Annotated in this window: 16 protein-coding genes; 4 read left to right on the top strand and 12 right to left on the bottom strand. The window is 60.9% G+C overall.

The window, feature by feature from the left end; translation table 11 throughout:
• Nucleotides 1-36: 36 nt before the first annotated feature.
• Entirely contained in the window at nt 37-1575 is a 1539-nt protein-coding gene (locus AC1RT2_RS31355) for a sensor histidine kinase (protein ID WP_493108337.1), read from the top strand.
• 12 nt (nt 1576-1587) lie between these two features.
• Here the strand turns inward: AC1RT2_RS31355 and AC1RT2_RS31350 are convergent, their stop codons facing one another.
• The 7 genes from AC1RT2_RS31350 to AC1RT2_RS31320 all read right to left on the bottom strand — a co-directional run bounded on the left by AC1RT2_RS31350 (nt 1588) and on the right by AC1RT2_RS31320 (nt 14929).
• The gene (locus AC1RT2_RS31350; protein ID WP_493108335.1) at nt 1588-2130 is read right to left on the bottom strand and encodes a DNA-3-methyladenine glycosylase; all 543 of its coding nucleotides are present in this window, start codon (nt 2128-2130) and stop codon (nt 1588-1590) included.
• 183 nt (nt 2131-2313) lie between these two features.
• On the bottom strand, nt 2314-2565 hold the full coding sequence (locus AC1RT2_RS31345) for a YMGG-like glycine zipper-containing protein (protein ID WP_069062421.1): 252 nt from the start codon (nt 2563-2565) through the stop codon (nt 2314-2316).
• Between the two features lie 474 nt (nt 2566-3039).
• Nucleotides 3040-11670, bottom strand: coding sequence for a GH36-type glycosyl hydrolase domain-containing protein (locus tag AC1RT2_RS31340; RefSeq protein ID WP_493108333.1), 8631 nt, complete (start codon nt 11668-11670; stop codon nt 3040-3042).
• A 168-nt stretch (nt 11671-11838) separates the two neighbouring features.
• Entirely contained in the window at nt 11839-12090 is a 252-nt protein-coding gene (locus AC1RT2_RS31335) for a DUF1488 family protein (protein ID WP_069062419.1), read from the bottom strand.
• A gap of 1279 nt (nt 12091-13369) precedes the next feature.
• Complete coding sequence (locus tag AC1RT2_RS31330; protein ID WP_493108331.1) at nt 13370-13510, bottom strand: hypothetical protein; 141 nt, start codon at nt 13508-13510, stop codon at nt 13370-13372.
• Between the two features lie 292 nt (nt 13511-13802).
• Complete coding sequence (locus AC1RT2_RS31325; RefSeq protein ID WP_493108330.1) at nt 13803-14390, bottom strand: hypothetical protein; 588 nt, start codon at nt 14388-14390, stop codon at nt 13803-13805.
• A gap of 128 nt (nt 14391-14518) precedes the next feature.
• Nucleotides 14519-14929 carry a SyrB-like regulator gene (locus AC1RT2_RS31320; RefSeq protein WP_493108328.1) on the bottom strand — a complete coding sequence of 137 codons (411 nt, stop codon included), beginning with the start codon at nt 14927-14929 and terminating at the stop codon, nt 14519-14521.
• 454 nt (nt 14930-15383) lie between these two features.
• On the opposite strand from AC1RT2_RS31320, the gene AC1RT2_RS31315 reads away from it, so the two are divergent.
• Nucleotides 15384-16769, top strand: coding sequence for a glucoamylase family protein (locus AC1RT2_RS31315; protein ID WP_493108326.1), 1386 nt, complete (start codon nt 15384-15386; stop codon nt 16767-16769).
• A 437-nt stretch (nt 16770-17206) separates the two neighbouring features.
• Here the strand turns inward: AC1RT2_RS31315 and AC1RT2_RS31310 are convergent, their stop codons facing one another.
• Nucleotides 17207-17920, bottom strand: a complete 714-nt coding sequence (locus AC1RT2_RS31310; RefSeq protein ID WP_493108324.1) for a carboxypeptidase-like regulatory domain-containing protein — start codon at nt 17918-17920, stop codon at nt 17207-17209.
• 663 nt (nt 17921-18583) lie between these two features.
• Between AC1RT2_RS31310 and AC1RT2_RS31305 the strand changes: the two genes are divergently transcribed.
• A complete protein-coding gene (locus tag AC1RT2_RS31305; RefSeq protein ID WP_493108322.1) occupies nt 18584-19018 on the top strand; it encodes a pyridoxamine 5'-phosphate oxidase family protein in 435 nt (144 codons plus the stop codon).
• Here AC1RT2_RS31305 and AC1RT2_RS31300 read toward each other — a convergent pair.
• From AC1RT2_RS31300 to AC1RT2_RS31285, 4 genes are all read right to left on the bottom strand, one after another.
• Nucleotides 18954-20477 carry a UdgX family uracil-DNA binding protein gene (locus AC1RT2_RS31300; protein WP_493108320.1) on the bottom strand — a complete coding sequence of 508 codons (1524 nt, stop codon included), beginning with the start codon at nt 20475-20477 and terminating at the stop codon, nt 18954-18956. The two genes, AC1RT2_RS31305 and AC1RT2_RS31300, sit on opposite strands and share 65 nt — an antisense overlap.
• Nucleotides 20477-21706 (bottom strand): putative DNA modification/repair radical SAM protein, encoded by a 1230-nt coding sequence (locus tag AC1RT2_RS31295; protein ID WP_493108318.1) that lies wholly within the window; start codon nt 21704-21706, stop codon nt 20477-20479. Before AC1RT2_RS31295 ends, AC1RT2_RS31300 begins: the two co-directional genes overlap by 1 nt.
• Before the next feature lie 453 nt (nt 21707-22159).
• Nucleotides 22160-22624, bottom strand: a complete 465-nt coding sequence (locus AC1RT2_RS31290) for an MgtC/SapB family protein (RefSeq protein WP_493108316.1) — start codon at nt 22622-22624, stop codon at nt 22160-22162.
• 1411 nt (nt 22625-24035) lie between these two features.
• Nucleotides 24036-25076, bottom strand: a complete 1041-nt coding sequence (locus AC1RT2_RS31285; RefSeq protein ID WP_493108314.1) for a LacI family DNA-binding transcriptional regulator — start codon at nt 25074-25076, stop codon at nt 24036-24038.
• Between the two features lie 102 nt (nt 25077-25178).
• Between AC1RT2_RS31285 and AC1RT2_RS31280 the strand changes: the two genes are divergently transcribed.
• Entirely contained in the window at nt 25179-26015 is an 837-nt protein-coding gene (locus AC1RT2_RS31280) for a phytanoyl-CoA dioxygenase family protein (RefSeq protein WP_493108312.1), read from the top strand.
• Nucleotides 26016-26286: the final 271 nt, after the last annotated feature.

The raw sequence follows: 26286 nt of genomic DNA, 5'->3' as shown, positions 1-26286 counted from the left end.
CCTTCTCGTTAAGATCGACGCACTTGGGGGATAGCGGTGCTGCGCGGGCTGAACATTCATTTCACGCTGGCAAGAGCGGCTGCGATGATCATCGTTGCGATGTTCGTCTCGCTTGTCCTCATGCTCGGCCTGTGGCTCAACACGAGCTATCGGGATGCGGTCCGCCGCACCGAGGAGCGGGCGGTCGCCGCCTCCAAGATCGTTGCCAGCAACGTGTCCCTGCTTGATTCTCTGGCACGTCAGGCCCTTCAGCGCATCGACGAGACGCTTGGCGAGAACATCGTGCCACCGGCATCGGCCAAGGTGCGCAACATCGACGAGGCGGTCGCCGACCTGCCAGGCCAGGTCAAGGCCTACGTGGTCGATGATACGGGGCTGACGCTCTATTCGACCGATCCGATGGTCAAGCCGATCAGCATTGTCGACCGACCGTATTTCTCGGAGCTGGCAAAGGGCGCCAAGAAGCACATTTCAAGCCTGCTGATCAGCCGCCTGAACGGCGAGCAGATCTTTGCCTTCAGCCGCAGGCTGGAGCGGAACAGTCGTTTTGCCGGTGCCGCCGTCGTTTCCTTCGAGGTGAAGGTGCTGGCCGACGTCTGGGAGGCCGTCGATCTCGGCCCGAACTCCACCGTCAGTTTCGTCCGCTCCGACGGCCAGCTCGTCGCCCGTTATCCGCTTGCCGACGGGCCGCTCGACATGAGCAAATACGTGTTGTTTACGGATTATCTGCCCAAGGCCGCGTCCGGCACTTATGACGCCATCTCGCCCGTCGACGGCGCCCACCGCATCGTCGCCTATCGAACCGTCGATGGTACCGGGCTGATCGCGCTCGCCTCCGCGGACTACGATTTCGGCATCCAGCGTTTCTGGCGGGATGTGACGGTGGCGGTCTCGGTGCTTATTCTCGCAAGCGTCAGCCTCCTTGCCGCCGGCCAGTGGATCCGCCACCTTCGACAACGCGATGCCGCGCAGTCCCAGTTGCTCCGCAATGCCCTTGCGGACAACCAGTTGCTCCTTCGCGAGATCCACCACCGCGTCAAGAACAACCTGCAAGCCGTCCAGAGCGTCATCCAGCTGCAACGCCTGGCCCCGAATATCCAGCAATCGCTGACCGATCGCATCTCCTCCATGGTCGCCGTGCATGAGCAGATCTACAGGCATGATGAATTTTCCCGCCTCCGTGCACGGGACCTGATGACATCGGTGACGGAGAAACTGATCACCGCCTATGGCGCGCCCGTGAAGGTGGATTACGATATCGACGAGCTTGCCGTCTCGGCCGACAACGCCACCCCGCTTGCCCTGCTGACAAGCGAACTCCTGACCAACATCCTGAAGTATGCCTTTCCGGAGGGCCGCGAGGGCCGGATTTCCATCGCACTCAAAGCTGTCGGGGAGCGACGAGCCCGACTTACCGTCCACGACAACGGCATCGGCTTTGATCCGCAAGCCATAAAGCAGGGTATGGGAAGTCGCCTGATCCGGGGCGTCGTCAATCAGTTGAACGGCACCCACACATTTGACGGAAGCAATGGAACGACCTTCACCGCGGAGCTGGAGATCGTTGAGATCTAGGCGCGCCAAGGGTCAGATCGGCCTGCTCAAAGAAGGCGACCCTTTCACAGCGAAACGCCAGGGGCGTTCGGCAGCCTTACTGATCCCGATACGGACACCGCTCGCCGATACAGGCGCCTCGGACGGAGGTTCCAGGGAAAAAGGCGCGTGGAAAACCGAAAGCCCGTTCATGCCGCCGGTGACGCCGAGTGCCTTGCACAGATTGCCCGGCCCGGCGCAGAGCTTGCGCGCTTCGGTTATGGACCGCCGCTCCATCATCGCCCCAAGCCCGTGCGTCGGCTCCAGAGCGCGGATGAGCACCGCGCTACCCCGCTCGCAGACGATGTTGAAGCACCAGTGCAGGCCATAGGAGCGATAGACATAGGCGTGGCCCGCTTCACCAAACATCGCAGCGTTTGCCGCCGTTTGCCCACGAAAACTATGGGATGCCTCGTCGTCCTGGCGATAGGCCTCGGTTTCCACGATGCGCCCTCCCACGCCATCGATCAGCAGGCGTGCCCCCAGGAGATCCACGGCGACGCTGACTACGTCACGTGCCAAGAAACGTTCATCCATCCTGCAACCCGTCGTCAAACCATGTGATCGCGGATCGCCAGACCAATTGCGGTGCACCGCGGCTGGCTGGTACGATAGGTGCGAGCAGCCTAGCCAAAGTTTCGCACATTCAAATCGGCCGGCATCTCGACGCGGCCGCGGAAAGTCGCGACACAACGCAGCACTTGAGCGCTATGGTTACCGTCAGCAGCGATCGATATAGCGATTGCCATAACGGTCGCGGTAGTAGCACTGGCCGGGTTGGTTTGCGACATTGCCGATTAGAGCGCCCGCCACTCCGCCAACGGCTGCGCCGACCGCTGCACCACGGACGTTGCCGGTCGCGACCCCTCCAACGACTGCGCCGGTTGCCGCGCCGATACCAGCGCCACGCTCCGTCGCAGTACATGCCGCCAGCGACAGCCCCATGCAGGCGAGGATGATGATCTTCTTCATTTGAGCCTCCTGATGTTTACCGTCGAAAAACTCACCAAACTTGACCTTTGTTCCAATGCGATGCGTGTGAGGCAGAGCCAGCGATGGCCAAGCGGATTGTCTGACTCCGTAAAGCAAGTTTGACGACGGTGTATCGCGCAGAACCTTCCAGCACCTTTCCATTTCACTAGCGCGGGCTGTGTCGATGGGAACATGGACATTGTGAACTTCCGCATTCTCTCCATGGCCAGCGCCGGCAGGCCAACCTCTAATCGTCTAAAGGGGGTGAAGATTTGACGCCGATAAAGGGTCAACATTCCGCGCCGATTGACGATCAGGCGATGCTCATGCTTCAATGCAACTTGTCACAACCATTTCCGGCACCATCGGCCTCAGTCAGCAGATCCTCCTCATTTTCGGACAGGGGGACGTTGATGCTTCTTCAATGCCCTGGTAGTCAGCAAGCGCACTCGACATTCATATGGTTGGCTTTCCTCACCGGTATCCCTGGATAAGCAGAGTGTGGTCACGCCCATCAAGGGGCGCGTGCACTGCTGTGTCCGCATAAGGCAGCATCGAGCCATCCAACGTTGCGCAGGGCGAGCCACCCGCCCAATCCGCTGTTCTTTCCAAGCGGATATCGTATCGGGTTTCGCCCATTCTGAGCGTCACCTCGAACTGCGGCCATGACTTCGGCAGGCAAGGCTCTATGACGAGGAACGCACCTTCCTTGCGCAGGCCGAGAATGCCCTCAATGCCGGCGCGGTACATCCAGGCGGCGGAACCGGTATACCATGTCCAGCCGCCACGCCCGACATGGGGGGCGATCGAATAGACATCGGCGGCGACCACATACGGCTCGACCTTGTAGCGCGCTACCGCCTCGGGCGTGTTTGCATGAGTGATCGGATTCAGGAGGCCGAAGAGATCATGTGCCTTGTCACCCTCTCTCAGCCGGGCGAAGGCCAGGATGGCCCACATGGCGGCGTGGCTGTACTGGCCGCCGTTCTCCCGCAGGCCGGGCGGGTATCCCTTGATGTAGCCCGGATCGCGCGGGGTGGTGTCGAAAGGTGGCGTGAAGAGGAGGGCGAGGCTGTCCTCCTTGCGGATCAGGTGGCTTTTCAGCGACGCCATGGCGGTTTTGGCCCGTTCGGGATCGGCCGCTCCTGACAGGACGGCCCAGGATTGGGCGATACTGTCGATCCGGCACTCATCACTATCCTTCGAGCCCAGCCACGTGCCGTCGTCGAAGGTGGCGCGCCGGTACCAGGCCCCATCCCAGGCTTCGCGCTCGACAGAGGTTTTGAGCGCTGCGGCATGCGCTTTCCAGCGCGCCGCGCGGTCAGGGTCACGGGTCTCGGCAAGCGGCACGAACAGGTCGATCGTGCGGATCAGAAGCCAGCCGAGCCATACGCTTTCGCCCTCCCCGCCCTCGCCCACCCGGTTCATGCCGTCGTTCCAGTCGCCGGTGCCCATGAGGGGTAGGCCATACCTGCCGGTGAGCGCGATAGCCTGGTCGAGGCCACGGGCGCAATGTTCGAAGAGGGAGGCGGCCTCACCGGACGGCGTCGGCTGGAAGAAGGCGTCATGCTCCCCTTGACCGAGGGCCGGCCCGTCGAGAAACGATACGCTCTCGTCGAGGATCGCCGCATCGTCGGCCGTTGCGATATAGGTCGCGGCGGCGAAGGCGAGCCAGACCCGGTCGTCGGAAATCCGGGTGCGCACCCCGGCGCCCGAATGGGGCAGCCACCAATGCTGCATGTCCCCTTCGGCAAATTGCCGTCCGGCGGCGCGCAGGATATGCGCACGCGTCTCCTCCGGTCGGGTGAAGGCCAGCGCCATGCCGTCCTGCAACTGATCGCGGAAGCCATAGGCACCGCTTGCCTGATAGAAGGCGGAGCGCGCCCATATCCGGCAGGCGAGCGTCTGGTAAAGCAGCCAACCGTTGAGCATGATGTCCATCGCCCGATCCGGCGTCCGGACCTGAATGGTCTCCAAAACCGTTTGCCAATGACCGGTGACCTCTGCCAGCACGGCGTCGAGGTCTGTGGCGCGATAGCGGGCGACAAGTGCGCCGGCCTCATCGACTGAGGCGGCCTGACCGAGGAAGGAGACGATCTCGACGCTTTCACCGGCGCCGAGTTCGATCACGCATTGCAAGGCCGCGCACGGATCAAGGCCCGCGCCGACCTTCGCACCGAGCGCCGCTCGATCTCTGAGGGCCGCGGGCATTGCGGGGCTGCCATTGCGCCCGAGGAATTCCGTGCGGTCGGCGGTCCAGGCGGTCTGTCGTCCGCCAAGATCTGCAAAGGCGACACGGCCGGGAAAGGCCGTGGCACAACGATTGCGGGCAAGGATCGCCCCTGTCTCGGTGTCGAGAGAGGTCGAGATGAAGGGTCCATTTGCCCCACGTAGCGTGCCCAGCACCCATTCGGCATAGCTTGTGACCGACAGGCGGCGCGGCCGGGACGAATGGTTGGTGAGCGTCAACCGCGAAATGCGGATCGGGTCGGCGAGTGGCACATAGGAGAGCAGCTGGCTTTCGATGCCGTATGCGCGATGGCTGAAGCGGCTATAGCCAAAGCCGTGGCGCGCCACATAACGCCCTGCATCCCGGATCGGCTGCGCCGTGGGGCTCCAGAGATCGAGCGTGTCCTCGTCGCGGATATAGAGCGCCTCGCCGGACGGGTCGACGACCGGATCGTTGGACCATTGCGTGATCTGGTTCTCGCGGCTGTTGTCGGCCCAGGTATAGGCGCTGCCGTCGCTCGACACCTGGAAGCCGAAGGCAGGGTTGGTGATCACATTGATCCACGGCATCGGGGTCGTCGAACCGCCTTCCAGGACGGTGACATACTCCTTGCCGTTTGCGCCAAATCCCCCCAGTCCGTTGAAGAACTCAAGCGCTTCGGGTTGCGCGACCGTTTCGGCCGAGGGCCTCGACGGCAGGCGGGTGACCAGCGGAACCGCCCGCTCGACCACCCCGGGCAGACGCGCGAGCTGGTCGACGATCAGGCCGCGGTGGGCTGCCAGAACGACCCGCGCGGTCGCGCCCAGCAGGTTCTTCGTGTCCTGGTTCAGGAAGTCGGCGCGCAGCACGTATACCGCACCCTGTGCCGGAACATCGCCGAAACGGGGGCGGGACTGGCTGGAGCGGACGGCGGCCTCTATGGCGTTTTGCAGGTCCTGCACATAGGAGGCACCCCGCTCGTTGACGATCACCAAATCGACGGCAAGCCGCTTGATGCGCCAATATTCGTGGGCACGCAGCATCTGGCGCAGCTGGGGAAGGTCCTCGACGTCGTCGATGCGGAACAGCACGATCGGCAGATCGCCCGAGATGCCATAGGGCCAGAGACCGGATTGCGGACCGGCACCGGCGAGAATGGCGTCCGAGGATGGGCGGAAGCGCGGATCGGCATAGAGGATGGGCGCTGCCAGGCGCTGGAAGTCCGCCGCCTCCTCGAGATCCACGGCGAGATGGTGAAGCTGCACCTGGGCCTGGGTCCAGGCCAACGTCTTCGCCCGCTCGAAGGCGCTCCTGTCGTGATGTTTGTCGATGCGTTCGAGAAGCTCCTCCCGCGAGCCTGCGACGATCGTCCAGAAGGCGACCCGCGCCACCTTGCCAGGAAGAACCCGTATGCTGTGGCGCAGCGAAAAGATCGGGTCGAGCACCGTTCCCGCGGTGTTGGACAGCGCCTGCCCGTCATGGATGGCGGCGGCGCTGGCAATGGAGCGGTTGCGCCCGAGGAAACGGGCGCGGTCGGATTCGTATTGCGGATCGGCGATGGCATCGCCCTCGACCACGGCGAAGTGGGCGGCCCAGATCTCGGGTTCCGCGGGCGTCCGGCGGCGGCGCGTCGCGATGAGCGCGCCGTATTCGGCGAGATGTTCGGTCTCGACGAACATCTTGGCGAAGGCGGGATGCGCATTGTCGGTCGCCGTGGTGGCGAGCACCAGTTCGGCGTAGGAGGTCAGTTCGATGTCGCGTGCCCGCCGCCCACTGTTGGTGAGGCAGATGCGGCGTACCTCGCCGTCGTCCTCTCCCGAGACGATGACATCCATCTCCGTCGTCAGCGTATCGTCATGGCGGATGTATTGCGCATGGTCCTCCCCGAAGACCACCGAAGTGTCGGCCCTGTCGCCGGTCGCCGGTGCGACGGGGGAAAAGACCATGCCGCTCTGCATGTCCCTGAGGAAGATGAAGGCACCGCAGTCGTCGAGGGTTGCATCCTCGCGCCAGCGCGTGACGGCGATGTCGCGCCAGCGGCTGTAGCCGCCGCCCGAGGCCGTCACCATGACCGCATAACGGCCGTTGGACAGCAGATGCGTCACCGGTGCGCCGGCGACGGGCAATTGCAGTCGGCGAACCGATGGCGCGGGGTTCAGCGAAATGCCGGCAGACGCCTTGACCTCTTCTGCCCGCGGGCGGGCGATCGCAACATCGCGCGGCATGCGTTCCGACAGCAGCAGTTCGCTGGCCATGATCATCGGCTCGCGGTGGAACCGGCTGCGCATGCGCCCGTCCTGCAGCAGCACGGCGATGGCGACGATGGTCATGCCCTGGTGGTGGGCCATGTAGCTGCGGATGATTTCGACGCTCTCGTTTTCAGGCAGACGGGCGCGGGTGAAGTCCAGCGCCTCGTAGAAACCGTGCACGCCCCGGGCACCCAGCGCCTCCAGGCGCTTGTAATTATCGAGTGCCGCATGGGGATCGACCATGGCGGCAAGGCCGGTGGCATAGGGGGCGACGACCATGTTGCCCGACAGCCCGCGCTTGAGGCCCAGTCCCGGCACGCCAAAATTGGAATATTGGTAGGTGAACTCGATGTCGCGCGCATTATAGGCCGATTCCGATACGCCCCACGGCACATCCCGCGACCGCCCATAGTCTTCCTGGCGCGCCACGATCAGCCGGTTGGTGTCGGCGAGCAGGCTTCCCGAAGGCGCGCGCATCACCAGCGACGGCATGAGGTATTCGAACATCGAGCCCGACCAGGAGATCAGCGCCGACCCGCTGCCGAGCGGCGTGGCCGCCCTGCCGAGGCGGAACCAGTGCCGCGTGCTGATATCGCCCTTGGCGATGGCGAAGAAGCTCGCAAGGCGCGCTTCGGAGGCCAGCAGGTCGTAGCAATTCCGGTCGAGGCCGTTGTCGGCGAGCGAATAGCCGATCGACAGCAGCTTCCTGTCCGGATCGAACAGGAAGGCGAAATCCATGTCGAGCGCCATCGAGCGGGCCGTGTCCGCAACCGCCTGAAGCCGCTGCTTCAGGGATACGGCATCGTCATGCAAGGCCTGCCGGTCGCGCGCCGCCTGGGTGACGGAGCGTGCGAGTGCGGCAATCCAGAACAAAAGCTCGGCGGTCGTACCGCTATCGGCAGGTCCAGTCTGCTGCGCCAGCTTCAGCGCCTTGTCGAGAAGGCGTGTTAAGGCGGGCGTTGCGGCCTCGATGGATTGCGGGCCGCCCAGCAGGGTTTCGATCTCGTCGAAAACCGATGCGAGGCCGGCACTCTGTTTTCCGGGTATCTCGGCAAGCGCCATGCGGGAGAGCGCCAGCGTATCACGAAAACCCTGGACATTTTCAGCGGGGGGCGCCTCGGCCCATTCCTCACAGGCATTCGCCAGCGCGATCAGGTGGCCGGCGAGATTGCCGCTGTCGACCGACGACACATAGGCCGGTTCGAGGGTCCTGAGATCACGCGTATCGTACCAGTTGAAGAAATGCCCGTTGAAACGGTCGAGCCGCTTGAGTGTCGTGAAGCTCGCTTCCAGCCGTTCGAGCGCTTCGAGGGTGCCAATCCAGCCAAAATCGCGGGCGGCAACCGTTGACAGGAAGTAGAGGCCGATATTGGTCGGCGAGGTGCGGTGTGCGATGACCGGTGCCGGTGTTTCCTGGAAATTGTCCGGCGGCAGCATGTTGTCTGTCGGCGTGACGAAGGTTTCGAAAAACCGCCAGGTGCGCCGCGCAACCAGCCGGAACTGTGCCGCATCGGTGTCCGAAAGCACCTTGCCCGGTCTTGCCGTCGGGGACCGACTGACCCAGAGCGCGATGGCGGGTGCGGCAAGCCAGAGCAGAGACAGGACCAGTGCTAGCGGCCAGGCGGCCGGCGAAAACGCAACGGCGGCCGCCAGCAGGATCAATGCCACAACCGTGCCACCCGCCATATCGTGGTAGAAACCGGCAAGGGTCAGTCGCGTGCGTTTTCCGGAGGTTGCCGCGGTCGTCCATTCCAGAAGTTTCCGACGTGTTACCAGCATCCGGTAGAAGGTCCGAACGATGGCATCGCTGTTGCGCCATGCCTGATCGGGCAGGAAGGCAAGGCCAAGCGCGGTCTGCATGGCGGCCAGCTTGATGTCGGCAGCCAGCCTGATCGCATGGCTGTCCAGTTGCAAGCCGCTGCGCCGCGGCAGAATGGCGAACAGCACTGGCAGGAAAGCGGGAATGGCGATGCTGGAGGCGAGCATCAACGCACCCACTATTCCCGCCTGCAACGGCATCGCGCAGCAGGCAACGAGGGCCAGAAACGTCGAGGGGGCGATCAGGGTGCGGCGCAGATTGTCCAGCATTTTCCCGCGACCGAGCGCAGGGAGTGGCCGTTTTCCAAAAATCCAAGGCAGCAATTGCCAGTCGCCGCGCGTCCAGCGATGCTGGCGCCGGGCCGCCACGTCGTAGCGCGAGGGGAAATCATCGACCACCTCGACATCCGAGGCGAGCCCCGCCCGCGCGAACGTGCCTTCGAAAAGATCGTGACTGAGGAGAGTATTGTCCGGAATGCGTCCGGCAAGGGCGGCCTCGAATGCATCGACGTCATAGATGCCCTTGCCGGTGTAGGAGCCTTCGCCGAAGAGGTCCTGATAGACGTCAGACACGGCTGCAGCATAGGGATCCATGCCGCCGGGGGCTGAAAAAACGCGCTGGTAGAGCGAGCCTTCACGCCCGACGGGAAGCGAGGGAGTGACGCGTGGCTGGATGATTGCATAGCCATCGACGACCCGCTGCTGCCGGCTATCGAAACGCGGCCGGTTGAGCGGATGCGCCATCTTGCCGATCAGCCGCAGGGCCGTATCGCGCGGCAGCTTCGTGTCCGCATCGAGGGTGATGACGTAGCGTACCTCCGGCGGAACGGCCGGCGGCTTTCCCGCAAGCGCCATGAAACTGGTGTCGGTGGCGCCACGCAGCAGGCGGTTGAGTTCGTGCAGCTTACCACGCTTGCGTTCCCACCCCATCCAGACACCTTCGCTGGCGTTGAAGCGGCGCCTTCGGTGCAGTAGCAGAAAACGATCACCGGCCGGGCCGGGGCCATGGCGAAGGTTGAGGTCGGCTATGGCCTCGACGGCGAGAGCGAGAAGCGCTGCGTCGGCCTCGACGATCTCCTGTGACGCATCCTTGCCGTCGGTCAGCAGCGCGAAGCTCAGATCGCCGCCAGCACCGGACAGATGATGGACCTCCAGCCGTTCGATCTGCTCCAGCAGGTCGGCGCGACTGCTCAACAGCGTGGGCACAACGACAAGCGTGCGCGACACTTTCGGAACCCCTTGCGACAACTCCATGCCCGGAAGGCCGACGGCACCGTGGCTCCAGCTCACGCAGCGATTGACGAGCGCAGTGGCGATGTCGGTTGCCGGCAGCAAAGCCAGTAAGGCGAAGGAAACCATGGCGAGCGGGGAGAGTCCGAAGCTCGACAGCAGCACGAGGGCGGGGGCGAGAAGGAGCACCGTCACGAGGCCGATCGCCCCGACATAGGCGACAATACCCACCCGGGCGACCAGGCGCCCGAACATCAGGCGCCGGGGCTTTCGGAAGCCGACGACACGCTCGAGGGCAGGCCGTCCTTCCGCGATCAGGTGATAGCCCGGATCGGCCATGCGTTCGGCCTCCGTCGCGGCGATGCCCTCGACCGGTGCTTGGCGCGCCGCCTCCAGCGCTTGGCCGGCAATCTCAAGCTCCGACATGTCCGAGCCGCGCGCGAGGTCCTCGATGGCGCTGCGATAGAGATTGCGTGTGGCGAAATCCATGTGGGCGAAGCTGCCGTCTGTCGACAGCCGCGTATCGACGAGGCTGACGCTTTCAAAAAGGTCGGCCCAATCAACATCGGAGATTAGCCGCATGCTGGTAATGATGTTGCGGATCGTGACGTTGGAAGCGCCTTGGCGTTGCTGGGCATGGCGCACGACGGCATCGACTGACGTTCCCTGCCGGGCGAGCCGCATCTCCAACCAGCCATGGGCCGGCGTCGTGCTGGGATCCAGGTCCCGGAGGCGTTTGGCAAGCTGAGCCGCCAACAATTCAGGCAAAGGATCGTCCGACATCTCGTGAAGCACATCACGACCGGCGTCTTCCGCAAGCAGCCGGTCGGCCAAAGCGTCGGCCTCAGCACGCATCCTGCGCCCGGCAGTGATCTGGTCGGCCAGTCGTCGCAGGTTTTCCACGAGCACGATGCGCAAGGTGATCGCCACCGCCCACAGTTCCCCGATCGTCAGCGGCTGGATCTTCTGATAAGCGCAGATGAACCGGACAAGCGTCTTCGGGTCGAAATGGCTGTCGGTGTGCGCGACGAAGGCCCAGGCGATGCCGAACACCCGCGGATAGCCGGCGAAGGGACCTTCGGCAAGCTTGGGCAGTTGCCTGTAGTAGTTGGGTGGCAGATCATCATGGATCTCGCGGATCTGCTGCTCGATAAGATGGTAGTTGTCGAGCAACCATTCCGCTGCCGGCACGACACCACGCTCGTTCTCGACCTCCAAGGCGCTGGCACGATAGGCGGCGAGCAGAACTGCCGCATTGCTCTTCAATCGCTTGTGCAGGGACTGGACGGAGGGCGGCCGCCGCGTCACCGGTTGCGCAAGCGCGAGTGTCGCGGCGTGCTGTTCGAGCCGTTCGATGCCGAAGAGTTCTTCGCGCACCGGTAGGGGGTCGTTCCACGGCGATCTCGACGCCCGGTGAAAGCGGAAACCGGAAGTACGCTTGGCGACCTCGCCTTTTCCGCTGTGAGCGGCCAACTCTTTCCCAATGAGTTTGACGCCAGTCTCGGGAGTGGGGGACCGCTCGGCGACGAGCTTTTCCGGCAGGACGAGGGTTTCCGAGTGGCCGCTGTCTTCGATGTCGTGCTCTTGGCCTCTGGCCATTATCATTCCTCGCCCGGATACGGCCGAACAGCCGGCCGGGCATAGTCCGGCGGTCGGTTTTGACAAATTGATCTGGGATAACAACCGGTATGACCCGGCAGTTCCGCTGCATCTTCATCGACACTGGCGGCAGGGAACGAGCGCCAAAGCGCGCCCTACGTCCGAGCGTCAGCCGAAGTCGGCACGTGTCAGGACGTAGGTTGTTCGACGGGCGCCGGAATAAGCCCGGCGCGCAGCCTTGTAGATGGCAACCCGGGCGGCATCGAAGGCGTTCAGGTAAGCGGCTTCAGACGTTGCAGCCGGAAAAAGATCCGCCCCCGCGAAGAAGGGAATTTCGAACATGCCGTCATGGCCGATGAAGCGGATGCGCTTGCCCGCCTCCTCATAGCTTCGGCTCTGGTTCGGAAAACTCAAGCTCATGGAAAACTCCTGAAAATACGCCGTGGGCCTGCCCCTTCAACACGAAGAAACAGCCATCCAGCGCCGTGAAAGCCGATACGCATAAATAAAATCGAAAAAATGATAGCCGCCATCTCGATATCTTGGCCTCACTCTAAGATTTAATTGCCAACAATAATGAAAATTAGAATTGGACGCGCGTAATCTTGCGCGATTTACAATTAGGTTCATCATAGCACGAAACTAAGGGTTCCGATTTTTTATTTATCTCTGAGGCAATTATTCGAGATTTATCGGTTTAAATTCGCGATTTCATTTACCTCTCACAAGATATCATTTCCACCCCTGTCACGTTTATAAGCGCTCCAGTAAGCGTTATGCGCTCGGGATTTGGCTTTGCGGACGCGCTGTAAAGCTGGTCGTCGCGGCACGGCTGCCTCGATGATCGGCCATATCTTCTCCGGCATAGACGGCGCGCCATTGAATGGGATCACCCAGTTCGACCTGCGAAGTGTGGCTTCGGCCTCCGCTTTGACCCAATCGTCGACCCTCGCCGTCACCAGCATGGATATGGTGATCCTGATACTTAAGGGACTAGATAATGGTGCCGGATTCCCAAGGACGATTCTTCGCCAGGTTCTCCGTGACGCAAACTACCAAAGCAAAAATCTCGCGGAGGCACCGGCCCAGAGAACGAAAAAGCGCGCAATGTCGTACGGCTCATCAAATCCGCGACGATCGACCCTGCTTAGTATCCACGCTCCCGATCGTCGCTACCTCGTGACCAGAATTCGGGCATTGACGTTTGGGACAACGAGGGCCGCGCAACGGAGTTCGGAGCAAGAATCCCTCTGACGTGAAAGCAAAAGTACTACGAGCAACCATGCCCCACGCCTAGTCCAGCACGCGAGGGCAGTCCGATACCGATGTACGACGGCTAAATGTCGCATTTTGCACTGAAAGCATCGTAGCGGTTCAGCTGGACGTTTGGAAAGAGCGCCTTTGGCAACCGACCTGGGAGTCGAACCCGCGCGAAATCGCTCTGGTCATGATGGTGATCGCGGTGGCCGCACCTTGGTTTGTATTGCCGCCAGGAACTGCCACGAAAAGGCGGACACGTCATGGAAGACTATGCCCAACGGATCTAAGGGATGGCCAGCACCAACCCATCCCATCTTCGCACGTAAACATACGCCGTGCTGATGCCACCCCACACCATGCCCTCGCCGCTGTGCTGCTGGCAATCTGCAACCCATCAACCCGTAGCAAGCGGCACACCTTGCATACACGCCCTGCCGATTTAGTTCGCGGCCGGTAACTTCGCTGTCTTGGTTGGTGACTTCGTGTTGCCGGGGTCCTTAGCATCCTTCGGCTTAATCTCGCCAGATAGCCGCTTGCGTGCATCCTTCCCCGCAACAATCACACCTTTTTTCTCAACCATCGTGACCTCCTTCGGTTCAAGCAACAACTCTATGTGCGTTGATTAGGTTCCTGACGAGACTTTCGGTTCTTCCCACTGAAACTGACGGAGGGTTGCCATTCTCCTACCGCCGCGAACGGACCTTTTCGGCTTCCGGGCCAGCAGCTGGTCAGCGCAAAGCAACGAACATCTAAAACCTATGCGTATACGATTTCCTTAGGCGGTCATCCGTTCACTTGCCTGGCCGCGCTCGAACGAAAATCGAAAGCACCCTTTAATATCTGCGTGTTCCTGACCGCGAGTATCCTTGGCCTCAAGTGGTTGAACCGCCAAATCGCTCCAACATCTTTCGAAGCTGAGCGTTCTGCTGCTTCAGTTTCTCCGCCAAGTGGCGCGTCAAAGCCCGAATCTGGACATCAATTTCGGAAACTTCGATATGGATGGTGTCTCCCATAGATCTGGTCGGCGTCTCAACATTACTCACAGCATGGACCGTTTGCTTCATCGATTCGGTTGCGCCTCGCCTTCCGCCTCGCCTGGCTCGCGTAGCCGGTTGTATATTAATGATCTCTGCCGTCTTGGCTTTTTTGGTCTTTGGAGAAGCGCCGCTACTGGATTTTTTCGTCGGCCGCGTTGCTACCTGATCGACAGCGACCGGATTCGGGAGAGGGATGATGTCGTCGCGTTCGACACCCTCAAAAGCCCTTTGGCCAACCGGCTCAACATCTTCGGCCCGAGGTTCAAGGAAAGGCCGAATCAACGAGGGTGGCGACAACGGTGTCTTCCCGTCATCAGCGACATCCACCTGGCCCGCAGGCTGCTCATTGGCCAAATCTCGCGGTTCCCCCGTCGGCCGGTGACGGAAGATCAATTCACCAATCATTTTCCAAGGTGACTTCATTGCGCTTCAACCTTCAGTGTCCGCAGCAAGAGTCGCGTATTCCACCTCTGGCTCGCTCTAAATCGGAGGGGCATGGCGTGTTGCAGCATCTGCAGCCGAACTGGTTCGGCTGCGGATACGCCTTCACATCAGTTCAGACCGAGCCTTTTGCGCAGATTTGCATTCTCTTCGCGTAGTTTTTCGGCAAGGGTTTTCCGAAGACGCTTGTTCTCTTCTTCCAACTGTAGGAGCTCGGCCATCTCGTCCAGGACAGGCGCAGGTCCGGTCGCTACAGCCTTCGTAGACTTAACGGCCGCAGGAGCCTTTTTGGCCCTCGCTTTAATGGGCTTCTTTGCGATCACTGCAACTTTGGCATCGAGATCAACATTTGCGACGCGCTTCTTGCGTTGGCTTACGACGGGTGCAATGTCTAGCGGAGCGCTCTTCGCCTCAGGGGCGGTTTTCGCACGCCGAGGGGTGCGCTCTTTCTTCAGCGCCGGCGCGGTCACTTCCGCCGATGCTGCTTCACCTATTTCGATCGTCTTGTCTTCTTCAGCCATAAGTTTAGCCCCTTCATGCTTTAAACTTCTTTGTCCGTCAGGCGGGGGATCAAGTCAATATCTACGCATTTCGGCGTGACAAGCGGATCACTGTATTAGCAAAAGGGAAAATGACTCTAGGTGTCCGCATTGTGGGTGTCCTTGATGAGGTACCCAGCATGCAAGCGGACATGTGAGGCAATTTGGTTCTGCCTTGGCACCGAAGATTGGCATGATGGCATGCAACTCGGGCATCGCGTTCATAACAGATGCGATCATCGGCTCAGCCACCTACAATTAGCCTCGTCGGCCGGCGACGCCCACGTCGCCTAGAGCACCCACAGCCATCAGACATACCAGGCATCGGAAAATGCCTCGGGGCCGAACATCTGCCGAGGGTGTGCAGCCTACGCCCACACGGTCGCCAGCCTGCCGGCACACCTGGCCCGCTCACCGGCAACATGCCTTCCGAACGATGACATCTTCCACACCTGTTTCATCGAGCTATCTGGTTGATCGTAATGGCTTGGCCTATTGGTCTTCCATGACCCCACCAACAGATCATCGCCCATGGCGGTTATCCCGATCCGATGACGAATGCCTTGATGTGGTCCAGAAGCAGACATTCCGCTACTTCTGGGAGGGCGCGCATCCGACAAGCGGGCTGGCGCGTGACCGACAGAAGACGACAGGCGACCCCGCCAACGACCTCGTCGCCATCGGCGGTTCGGGCTTCGGCATTATGGCAATCGTTGTAGGCGTCGCACGTGGGTGGGTCTCGCGTTGTGACGCCGTCAACCGGCTCGCTAGGATGCTCTCGTGCCTGGAACAGACGCCGCGCTATCACGGAATGTTCCCGCATTTCATCGACGGACGAACCGGAGAAACCATTCCCTTCAGCCGGAAGGACGACGGCGGCGATGTGGTCGAAAGCGCGTTGCTGTTCCAAGGGCTCCTCTGCGCGCGTCAATATTTCGACGACGGCACCACTTTGGAGCGAGACCTTCGCCGTCGCATCGACCGACTTTGGCGTGAGGCGGAGTGGGGCTGGTACAGGCGGGATGGCGGCAACCATCTTTACTGGCACTGGAGCCCCCGCCACGGATGGGCGATGAATCGCAGGATCATTGGTTGGAACGAAGGTCTGTTGGCCTTTGTGCTTGCCGCCGGCGCTCCAGATTACCCAATCGACGCCGACGTCTATCACGACGGATTTGCCTCAGGTCCTGGTTTTCGCAACGGACGAAGCTACCACGGCGTGGAGCTTCCGCTCGGCATGAACTATGGAGGCCCGTTGTTCATTTCACACTATTCCTTCTGCGGCCTCGACCCGCGCGGGCTGTCGGATCGCCATGCCGATTACTGGCAGCAGAACCGTCGCCATACCCTCATCAACTACGAGCATTGTCTACGCAACCCATTCGGGCACGCGGGCTATGGGCCGGACTGCTGGGGACTGACGTCCAGCCACGGGCCGAGAGGCTATGTGGCCCACGCGCCTGATAAGGATATCGGCGTCATTACCCCGAGCGCGGCCCTTTCGAGTTTCCCCTACACACCGGAAGAGTCGCTCCGCGCGCTGCGCTCTTTTCTCACCAAACCGAGGCACCGCATATGGGGCCGATTCGGTTTCGTCGATGCCTTTTGCGAAAGCCGGAACTGGTATGCCCGGACCTATCTTGCAATCAACCAGGGGCCGATCGTCATCATGATGGAAAACTTTCGGACGGGGCTGCTCTGGGACGTCTTTATGAAATCGCCGGAAATCCGCACCGGACTGTCCAGGTTGGGCTTCAACAGCCCGCATCTGTCGCGGGTCCCCAGCGCTCCCGCTATGATTCAGGCGCAACACGAACTTTGACCTCCATGGCGATGAACCCCCCACGCGCCGATACAACCGCCTATGACCGGCATGATCTGGCGATCGCTGCGGGCGACCGCCACCGGGATGAGATTGGCGCCGCCAACCGGCGATGGGTTGGGTCAAAGGTGTTCCATCCCACGCCGGGAAGATAGAACCCTGTCCCAGGCATGGGTCGAGTCGGAACCGTAGGTGGACGCATCGGCATCGAATAGCCTTAGACGGCCCCCGCGCCGATACCTAGATGACGAAACGCTTCAATGAACGGTGCGGCGATATCGCGACATGACCCGCTTGCCAGGAAGAGCGCTTCGCTCGAGCACGAGGGATATCCCGCAATGACGCTTTAGCTGCGCTGCTCCGCAACTGAGCAGTCAAGACAGGCTAAGTGATACCAAGTATGAGTGAACAACCTTGCCAATGTCGCAAGGATGCGCTCAGGGCTTCACAGCCACCTGCATTTGGTTCCCGGAATAGCCCATCGTAAAGTTGTGCTCGACGGTTAGGGCGAAGACGTCACTTTCACCCGGCCCCCATAGCGCGATCTGCATTGAACGACCTGAAAGACGAGCGGACGCGCGATACGTGCCAAAAGGGATTCCGGTGACGACGAGGCCTTCGCCGGTCAAGCGCACCGTCTTAACGTACGTGGCGCCCCTTTCGATGTTCACCAGCGTGATCTCGGTGCCACTAAGGTCCGTGTAGTCCCCGATAGCATTGTTGACGACGACAATTCCAGCATTGCCGTAGGGCATGTCGTCAGAGATTTCGACAATTCCTACGGAAAAGTTTCGGATCGTGTCGGCACTCCCTGTGAAGGTAGAGGGATCGCTGCCCACAGCATCGACGTTCATCTCCTCGTCACCGTTCACGATCACCTGATAGGCATGCGCGGAGTATTCGCCCCGAGGCATATGAGTGGTGTCAAGCGTGTAACGCCCATCGGGCCCAGACACTGTTTCTGCCTTGATGCTTTCACCATACCCCGTAAGTTGGTCCGAATTGAAGGTCTGGTACAAGACCTCAACATGGACGCCAGCCACCGGCTTGCCTTGATCATCAACGACTATACCACTGACCGAGCCTGCGAGCGCATACGATGTGCCCAATAGGGGGGCTGCAAGGCAAAGCCCGAACCGCTTCAACTGCATTTTTCACTCACTCTGAATAATTTCGACAAGAGGGTTCGATAGGCCGTCATCTCGCGAACCACTCGTGGCGTCTCAGCCTGGAATCACGAGCCAACCGCGCCTCGCGCATTCATCCATTGCCGGCTCATAGTTTCGGTGCGCGTCCCAAACGGCCCCATGAGCGCGATGACTTCGCCGGTAAAATTACGGCAACTGATTTGGCGAGTAAGTCGAAATTTTCCGTCGCGGTTGCAGCATGCAGCAGTACCCTCCGTCAGCGCGATCCTGCGATGCCCCGAACGTATACGTCTGCACTAACCAAGAGGCGTAACCTCGGTGACAGGGATAAGGATCGAAGTGTGCCGGAGACGGCGGGCGCCAAGGCGCTTTTGAAAGTGAGCGACACGTCAATGGATATACTTCAGGAAATGGGGAAGCCCACTGCCGCATGGTAGGCCCTTGTGAAGGCAGAGATGGCGTTTTCGAATGCGATCGGCTCATAATTGCCCAGTGTAATCCCGCGGAACCTTCCAGCGCCTTCTCCATTTCCTTCATTAGCGCGGGCTGTGTCGATCGCACGATAAAACATGGAGATCGTGGTTCTTCGCCTTCTCTCCATGGCCAGCGAAAAGCACTCAAGCGCGCACGTGTACGCGTCTCACTCTTTTTCGAAGGTTATGCGCCATGTCCGAGACTCTGCTTGCCGATATCGCCCGAAAGCTAAAGAAGATAGACTTCTGCATGATGTCGACCCACGGAGGATCGGGGGCTATCACCAACCGACCGATGAGCAACAATGGCGATGTCGAGTACGATGGCGACTCCTGGTTCTTTTCCTTTACCGATACCAAAAAGGTCGCCGATATCGGCCGTGATGCGCAGGTAACGCTGTCCTTCACGGAACCGCCGAGCCTGCTTGGAAAACCCGGCATGTTCATATCGATCGAAGGCGAAGCAACCCTCATTCGCGACATGGCGCAGTTCGAGGAGCACTGGGTACCTGATCTTGACCGCTGGTTCCCGCAAGGGGCTGAAACGCCCGGCCTTGTGCTGATCAAGGTCCAGGGCAAGCGCGTGCAGTACTGGGATGGCGAGGAAAACGGAACGTTCCAGCTTTGAGCGCCTCAAGCCTCTCCACCAACTGCCGAACATGCCTTATGTCCTCCACGAAGCGGGCCTGTTGGCGTCGGCGTTCGGCCTCGTCCGGGACCCGGAGCAGGTAGGAGGGGTGGATGGTGGGGTAGAGCACGATATTGCCTTGCATAGTGATCGTCTTGCCGCGTATTTGGTCAAGCGGCTTGCGCTCCCCGCTCAGCGCATAGAGCGCGGTGGCGCCCAGCGAAACGATAAGGCGCGGCTTGATAAGCTCCACCTCCTTTGCCAGCCACCAGCGGCAATGGTCGATCTCCCCCTTGTTGGGCTTCTCATGGATGCGCCGCTTGCCGCGTGGCTCATACTTGAAATGCTTGACCGCATTGGTGAGGTAGACGGTATCGCGGGCGAGGCCCGCCTCTTTCAGAACCGCATCGAAGACCTTTCCCGCCGGGCCGACGAACGAGCGACCGGCAAGGTCCTCCTGATCACCCGGCTGCTCGCCCACCATCATCAGAGGCGCACCTTGCGGCCCCTCGCCGAAAACGGTCTGCGTTGCCATGCAATGCAGCGGGCAGCGCGTGCAGCCGCGCGCCTCCTCCCGCAGGGCCTCGATGGTCCCGGCTCCAAGAGGCTCGATCCTGGGCATGGCCTGCGCCGTTTCCTGAAGACGGTAGTGAAACAACGGTGGATCTTTCGCCGCCTGTTCGGCCATGGCCCGCACATTGGCCTCGGCATTGGCGATCATACCGGGAATGAGATCCGCCTCCGGCAGGTTGCGCCAGTATTTCTTCGGCATTTCCGCTTGCATGGCTTTCAGCTTGAGGCGGGCCGGATTGAAGATGCTCGCATAATAGGTCCGCCAGAGATCGTCCGTCGGATCGCCATGACCAGGATTTTCGCCCGGCCGGGCATCGAAGATCAGGCTGCCGCCATCCCAACTGGCCGTGCCGTTCGGCGTCGCGATGATCCAGTCCATGTCGGCAAAGCGCCGGCGGAAGAAGGGTGCGGTCCGGGCGACGACGAAATGGGAGGGCTCGAACCAGGCGAAGAAGCGCCGCCGGCCGTTCATCTGGCCGCCGATCTCTTTGAAGCGCACGAAAGCCGTCATCTTGTGGCCGTCCCGATTGACGTTCTTGGCAAGCAGCCGTGCCCAGGCGACATCCGTGTCCGCGTCCAGTTCCAGCAGGTGGCGGTCGGATTGCAGCCGCCACAGCAGCCTGTAGAGCAGATGGAAACGGCCGGGCTCCGTGTGACAGACGACCGCCTCGGCCAAGGACAGGAACGCGGGCGGCACGGTGAGCGGCAGCGCGCCCTTGTCGGGCTTCGGCAAATCCGGCAGCGCATCGGCAGCAAACAGCTCATCGCCTAGGCCACGGATGCGCCAATCCGCCTCGCGGGGAGAAATGCCGGCCGCGGCCAGGGCCCGCGCCGCATCACGCCACTCGGAGAAATCGCCTCGTCCGGAAAGCGGGATCGTCTGCATCAGAGCAACGAGAGTTGTTCCGGCTTCGGCGCGAAAAGCGCTTTCAGGTCGGCACGATCTGCGAGCCGCCGCGGCACCCAGCCCTCCGCCTCGATGAAGGCACGTACCTTGCGCAGCGAAACGCCGAGCCGCGCTAGGTCCTCGAGCCTGAGACGCCGGAACCGACGGCTGGAGAGAATGGACGTGACCGTCTTCGTGCCGAGGCCAGGCACACGCAGCAGCCGCTCGCGCTCCGCCCGGTTGACGTCAACCGGAAAATCCTGGCGGTTGGCGAGCGCCCAGGCCAGCTTGGGATCCATGTCGAGATCCAACATGCCGCCCGTCGCCCCGGTGATCTCCTCCACGCCGAAACCGTAGAACCGATAGAGCCAGTCCGCCTGGTAGAGCCGATGCTCGCGTACCAGTGGCGGCTTGATGAGCGGCAGCGCACGGGAGGCATCGGGAATGGGGCTGAAGGCCGAATAGTAGACGCGCTTCAGTCCGTAGCCGCTATAGAGCCGGGCACTGGTCTTCAGGATCGTGGCGTCGTCCGCACCATCGGCGCCGACGATCATCTGCGTGCTCTGGCCGCCGGGAACGAAACGCTTGCGCCGTTTGGTCTGCAAGGTCGGGTCATCGGCCGCTTCGATCTTCCGGCGCAATTCCCCCATCGCGCGGCGAATTCCCTCTGGACGTTTTTCCGGCGCGAAGCGCCCAATGCCGGCATCGGTCGGCAGTTCGATATTGAGGGAGAGGCGATCGGCATAAAGCCCGGCCTCCTCGATCAGTTCCGGAGCGGCATCGGGAATAGACTTCAGGTGGATGTAGCCGCGAAAACCGTGCACGGTGCGCAGGTCCCGCGCTACCCGCACCATCTCGCCCATCGTGTGATCCGGCGAGCGGATGATGCCTGAGGACAGGAACAGCCCCTCGATATAGTTGCGCCGATAGAATTCGAGGGTCAGCCATACGACCTCCTCCGGTGTGAAGCGGGCGCGCTCCACGTTGCTGGAGGAGCGGTTGATACAATAGGCGCAGTCGAAAATGCAGAAGTTGGTGAGCAGGATCTTGAGGAGCGAAATACACCGCCCGTCCGGCGCATAGGCATGGCAAATCCCCGCCCCTTCCGTCGAGCCCAGCCCGCCGGTTCGAGCGGAGTCGCGCTTGACCGTTCCGCTCGAGGCACACGAGGCGTCGTATTTGGCGGCATCCGACAGGATGGCCAAGCGTTGCTGCAGCGATTTCTTCATATATGTTCACTATATGTTCTTTCCTGTGTAGTCAATTGGAAAGAATGTTTCAGGGCAAGCTGGGCGCAGAACCGACCTCAACGGATCTTCGAAGCCGCCTCATGGAAGCAGCGTGCCAGCGTGGCATAGATCCGATTTAGGTATCAACCCTTCGATGCAGCTTCGCGCTGGGCGTTTTGATGAGAACCAGTCCGGAAAGCTAAAAGCAGAAAGGGTTCGTCGGGATAGTCGGCCACTCGACACGCAAAACACCGTACGCCGTCCAGAGGGCGAATCCGGTGACCGTCAGCGTGTGCATCTTCGCTGATATCGTTGCGGTGTCACCTGTCTAAAATACCTTTCAGACCTGCGGAATAAAGCTCGTGATGGAACAAGCCGATGCGAGATAACCGACGAACAGCGCCATATCCATTTCAAACGCTGTAGGTTACTCGCTGTCACCAGCACTAGGAGCTACTCGCCGTCCCGGCGGTCATCCTTGCCCTCTTCTTTGAGGTTTGAGAGGGTGCGCAACGTCAGAAATGTTACGAGAGAGAGCACGATTGCCGTGTCGAAGGAGCCGAGCCCGACGGCGGTTCCGATAGCGCCCGTCGCCCACAGGCTTGCGGCCGTTGCCGTGCCGCGTACGCTGGCCTTCACGACGAGGATGGCGCCGCCTCCGATGAAGCCCATTCCGGTGATTAAGCCTTCGACGATCCGGGCCGTGGCTTCAGCGTTGCCACTAATGAGCGGTTCCGCGGCCTGGATGAAGCCACAGCTTGCGATCGCCACCAGGGGAAACGTCCTGAGGCCGGCGCTTCTCTCGTGCTTTTCGCGGTCCCAACCGATCGGTAGGGCAAGCACATAAGCGAAGAGAAGCGACCCCAGATGCGGAAGGAAATCGAAGTTTGCCCCAATCGTTTGCAGCCACTCGGTCAAGCACGCCCCCTCTGCCAATCTGCAGGTTAGATAGCTTCCCACCCCCGCGGGACAAGGTGTGGAGGTCTCCATCGGAATTATTTATCACCGGCAACGCTCCATAGGCATAGCTCCCTTCCCGCGACAGCCCGACGCCAGCTCATTGGCCAATCACAGCCGTATCTGGGAGGTAGAAAGGATCGCGGCGGCCTTCCGAACTGGTACCTTCGAAGGCGGCCGTCGGGCGGCGCGCGCTGGCGCTTCTTGCCGAGCTCCGCATCCGAATACGCTCCGACCGCCCCAATCCTTTCACCGGCAGGGCGCGCCAACCCCACCTTTCTGGAGCTCCGCACCAATGGGCTGCGTCTGGCCGCAGGTCTCCGGGATAGACCTCGGAGAACATAGCGATGAGGGGAAAAAGTCCTCTCGCATCTCCGCCCGTAGGCGACCGCATGAAGCACCTCAAACGTAAGGTGGAGAAGCCGTTCGGAGATACGGTACGGCCCCACAGAGCGGCAAAGGATGCCGCTCCGTTCATGGCGTTTTACTTGTGTGGTGGAGGTCGGAACAAAGAGGGCCGAATGGGAATTTGAGCGTCCGATCAGTCAAGCTGGGAGAGCGCTATGAGAGGCAGATCGCAAGAGCAAAGAAAGCAAGACCATACTCTTTTAGCGGCTGGGGCGCTGGTGGTAGCCGGGCTTATGATGCTTGGCATTCCGCCGTGGATTCTCTTTGGCGTCTAAACACTGCGCCCTGCATAGATTGGCGGCACGCGCCCGTACGCGTGAAAGTGATGTACACGCGGTAAGCATGGTGAGCTTAGGGTTTGCCATTACTCTTCTCTATATCTTTCTGATGACTCGACTCGCCCCGTAACCCGTGTTTGATTTCAAGCGAAGGGGAAGTTTCAAATGGTCTACGAGTGGGACGCAAAGCGCGCTCGGCGCGCCTATTCAATTAAGTGGCTGTCGGTGGGCGCTGCGACTTTGGCGACCGTCGGCTTACCACTTTGGCTCGTTCTTCATGCCATGGGCTTTCTCGCCCTTTAAGCATCATGCGAAAGTTGCACATTGTAGGGGGGAATCGCGCGGGCCAGATCGCCTGTCGCCCGGCTTATGCCGAGTCTACCATGTGATAATCACGGCCATCCTGAGCGTCTGCGAATGGGGAGTATTGTCCACCGATTGGCGTACTGTTCGGCGCAGTAGTTCTTTCGAGCCAAGCAGTGTTCAGCGTTGCGCAAATCAATGCACACGTCTAAGAAACCGAGACATGGCCGTGGCACTTGCAACGGCTGTCCCACACTCTTGAGCACTGACCTCAGCTTCCGGCTTACGTTACTGAGCCTTGCATGCCCTCATTCAAGTGCGAGGTCCAAAATATCCATCCGCAGAAATCACCTGTCTCTCTTCTCTGCACCCGCGTCATCATGTCAGGCCGACTTGCGACTGATCGAGCCCCGGGCGACGAACGTGCATACGACCTTGTGAAGGCTGCGGTGCCCTGAGCGGGACTTCTTTGCGAGTTCCTCGATGGCCCAGGCTCCCATCGGCCGGTGCGGAAGCTCCAGGGTGGTCAGTTGTGGCCGCAAATGGCGCGACAGTTCGTCGTCATCGTAGCCGACGACGGAGATGTCCTGGGGAATGCGCAAACCTGCTTCGCCAATCGCCATGAAGCAGCCCATCGCCATCTTGTCGTTCTGGCAGAAGATCGCCGTCGGCGGCTCTCGAAGTGAAAGGAGCTTTTGTGTTGCCTCGAAGCCGGATGTCGGCGTCCAATTTCCTTCGGCCACCAGGGCGTCATCGTAGTTGAGCCCCGCTTCCGCCAGCGCCTTACGATAGCCCGCGAGGCGATCCTGCGCGGCCTCCATGAAGCTCTCGCCGACGATCGTTGCGATGCGTGTATGCCCCTTCTTGATGAGGGATGTCGTGGCCGTGCGCCCCCCGGTCATTTCATCAGGAACGACGGCGGGAAAACGGTTATCACTGGTGTAGCAGTTGAGCAGAACCAGCGGCACCGGAAGGTCGTCGAAGACCGCGTCGAGCGATACGCGACGGGTGAAAATCGACATATAAACGATACCCTGAACTCCGGCCTGCAGAAGGCGTGCCACCGCCTTTCGCTCATTCTCGGCTCGCCCCTGCGTCTGCGCCACGAGAATTGTAACATCGCTCTCCCATGAAGCGTGCCGGGCGCCCTCGATGGCATTGACCGCCTCCGGGGTTGTCGCGAGTTGGTCGACGATGAAACCGATACAGCCACCTCGGATGTCTTCGAGGCCCGCGCGACGTATCGGGCTTGCGAGCCCATAGCCAAGCTTATGCGCTACATCTATCACGCGGACGCGAAGGTCAGAGGATATTTTGATGTCCGTGACATTGTTGAGGACGACCGAGACCGTCGCCTGCGAGCAGCCTGCCGCCTTGGCCACATCCATCATAGTCACGCGCTTCTTCGTTTTCCCGCCGCTCATGTACCCCCCATTTTTCCCTCTCTACACTAACTAATAAAATTCGGCCATTGACTAATAATTATTAGTAGAGGTAGCCTTTCCGAAGATCGGGAGGAGAACCGGATGAACACGAAGCCAGCATTCGACTACGATATCGCTGCGCAGATGGCGCAACTGGCAGCAGACGGCATCATCGGGCTGAAGGGTGCTTTCAGCCCCGCATGGGCCGACGAGATGCGCGAAGACATGATGACGGCCTTCTGGTCGGCTATCCAAAGACCCGGGGGCGCGGTCGGCCGGGGACCACGCCGCTGGTATGTCGAAATCCATCCGCAGGCCTTCCGCGGTTTCGTCGATCTCATCACCCATACATGGGTCGTGGATGTCTGCACCAATGTGCTGGGACCGGACTACCAGATCGTGGAGATCGGCCTCGACGTACCGTTCCAGGGGGCGAAGTACCAGCCGTGGCACCGCGACTTCCCATCTCCCGCCGATACTTATCGCGACCGCCAGATCACCTCGCTTGCCTTCAACCTCACCGGTGTCGACGTCACCGAAGACATGGGGCCGTTCGAAGTGGCGCCTGGAACGCAATACGACGATGGCCGGGAATGGAAGCACGAAATGTTCCCGGATAAGGCGCTCTGGGGCCGTTTCCAGGAACGTGCAACACGCAAGTATCCGCAGCGCGGCGACATTTCCTGCCGCTCGGCGCTAACGGTCCACCGTGGCACGGAGCATCAGTCCCCAATTGCGCGGCCGGTCTTGGTGCTGGGTGTGGACAGGCCGGGCGCTGGACATGCCGAACTGCACGACATGATGGTTACCCGCGACTGGTACGATGCCCTACCCGAAATCGGCAAGAAGCACCTCGTCTGCCGCGTCGTTGAGGAGCTCGCTCCGATTACCCAGAAGCACGACATCGAGGGCCTTGTTATGGGCGCTGACCCAAGTTGATCACCGCCTTACGGCGGCCTATCGCGACGTCACCGACAGAAAGCAAGGTATTCTGATCGCGACCGACATCATCACCCTGAGGTTTGGATATCGTTGCTCATCGATGGCAATTGTTGCGGGACAGAGTTGGATGCTGGCGCTCGCGGCGAATTCCATGACCTGGCGTCGGTTGAAAGCCTCTCAGGAAGACGAAGTGACCTTGCCCCCAAGTTTTATCCAGTTTTGAGTTCGCTCCAGCGGTTTTTGGTTTCGGTGTTTGCGGCGGTAGCGG

It is taken from the genome of Shinella sp. GW821-FHT11G07 (assembly GCF_058808115.1).
This window is presented reverse-complemented; position numbering and strand designations above follow the sequence as displayed.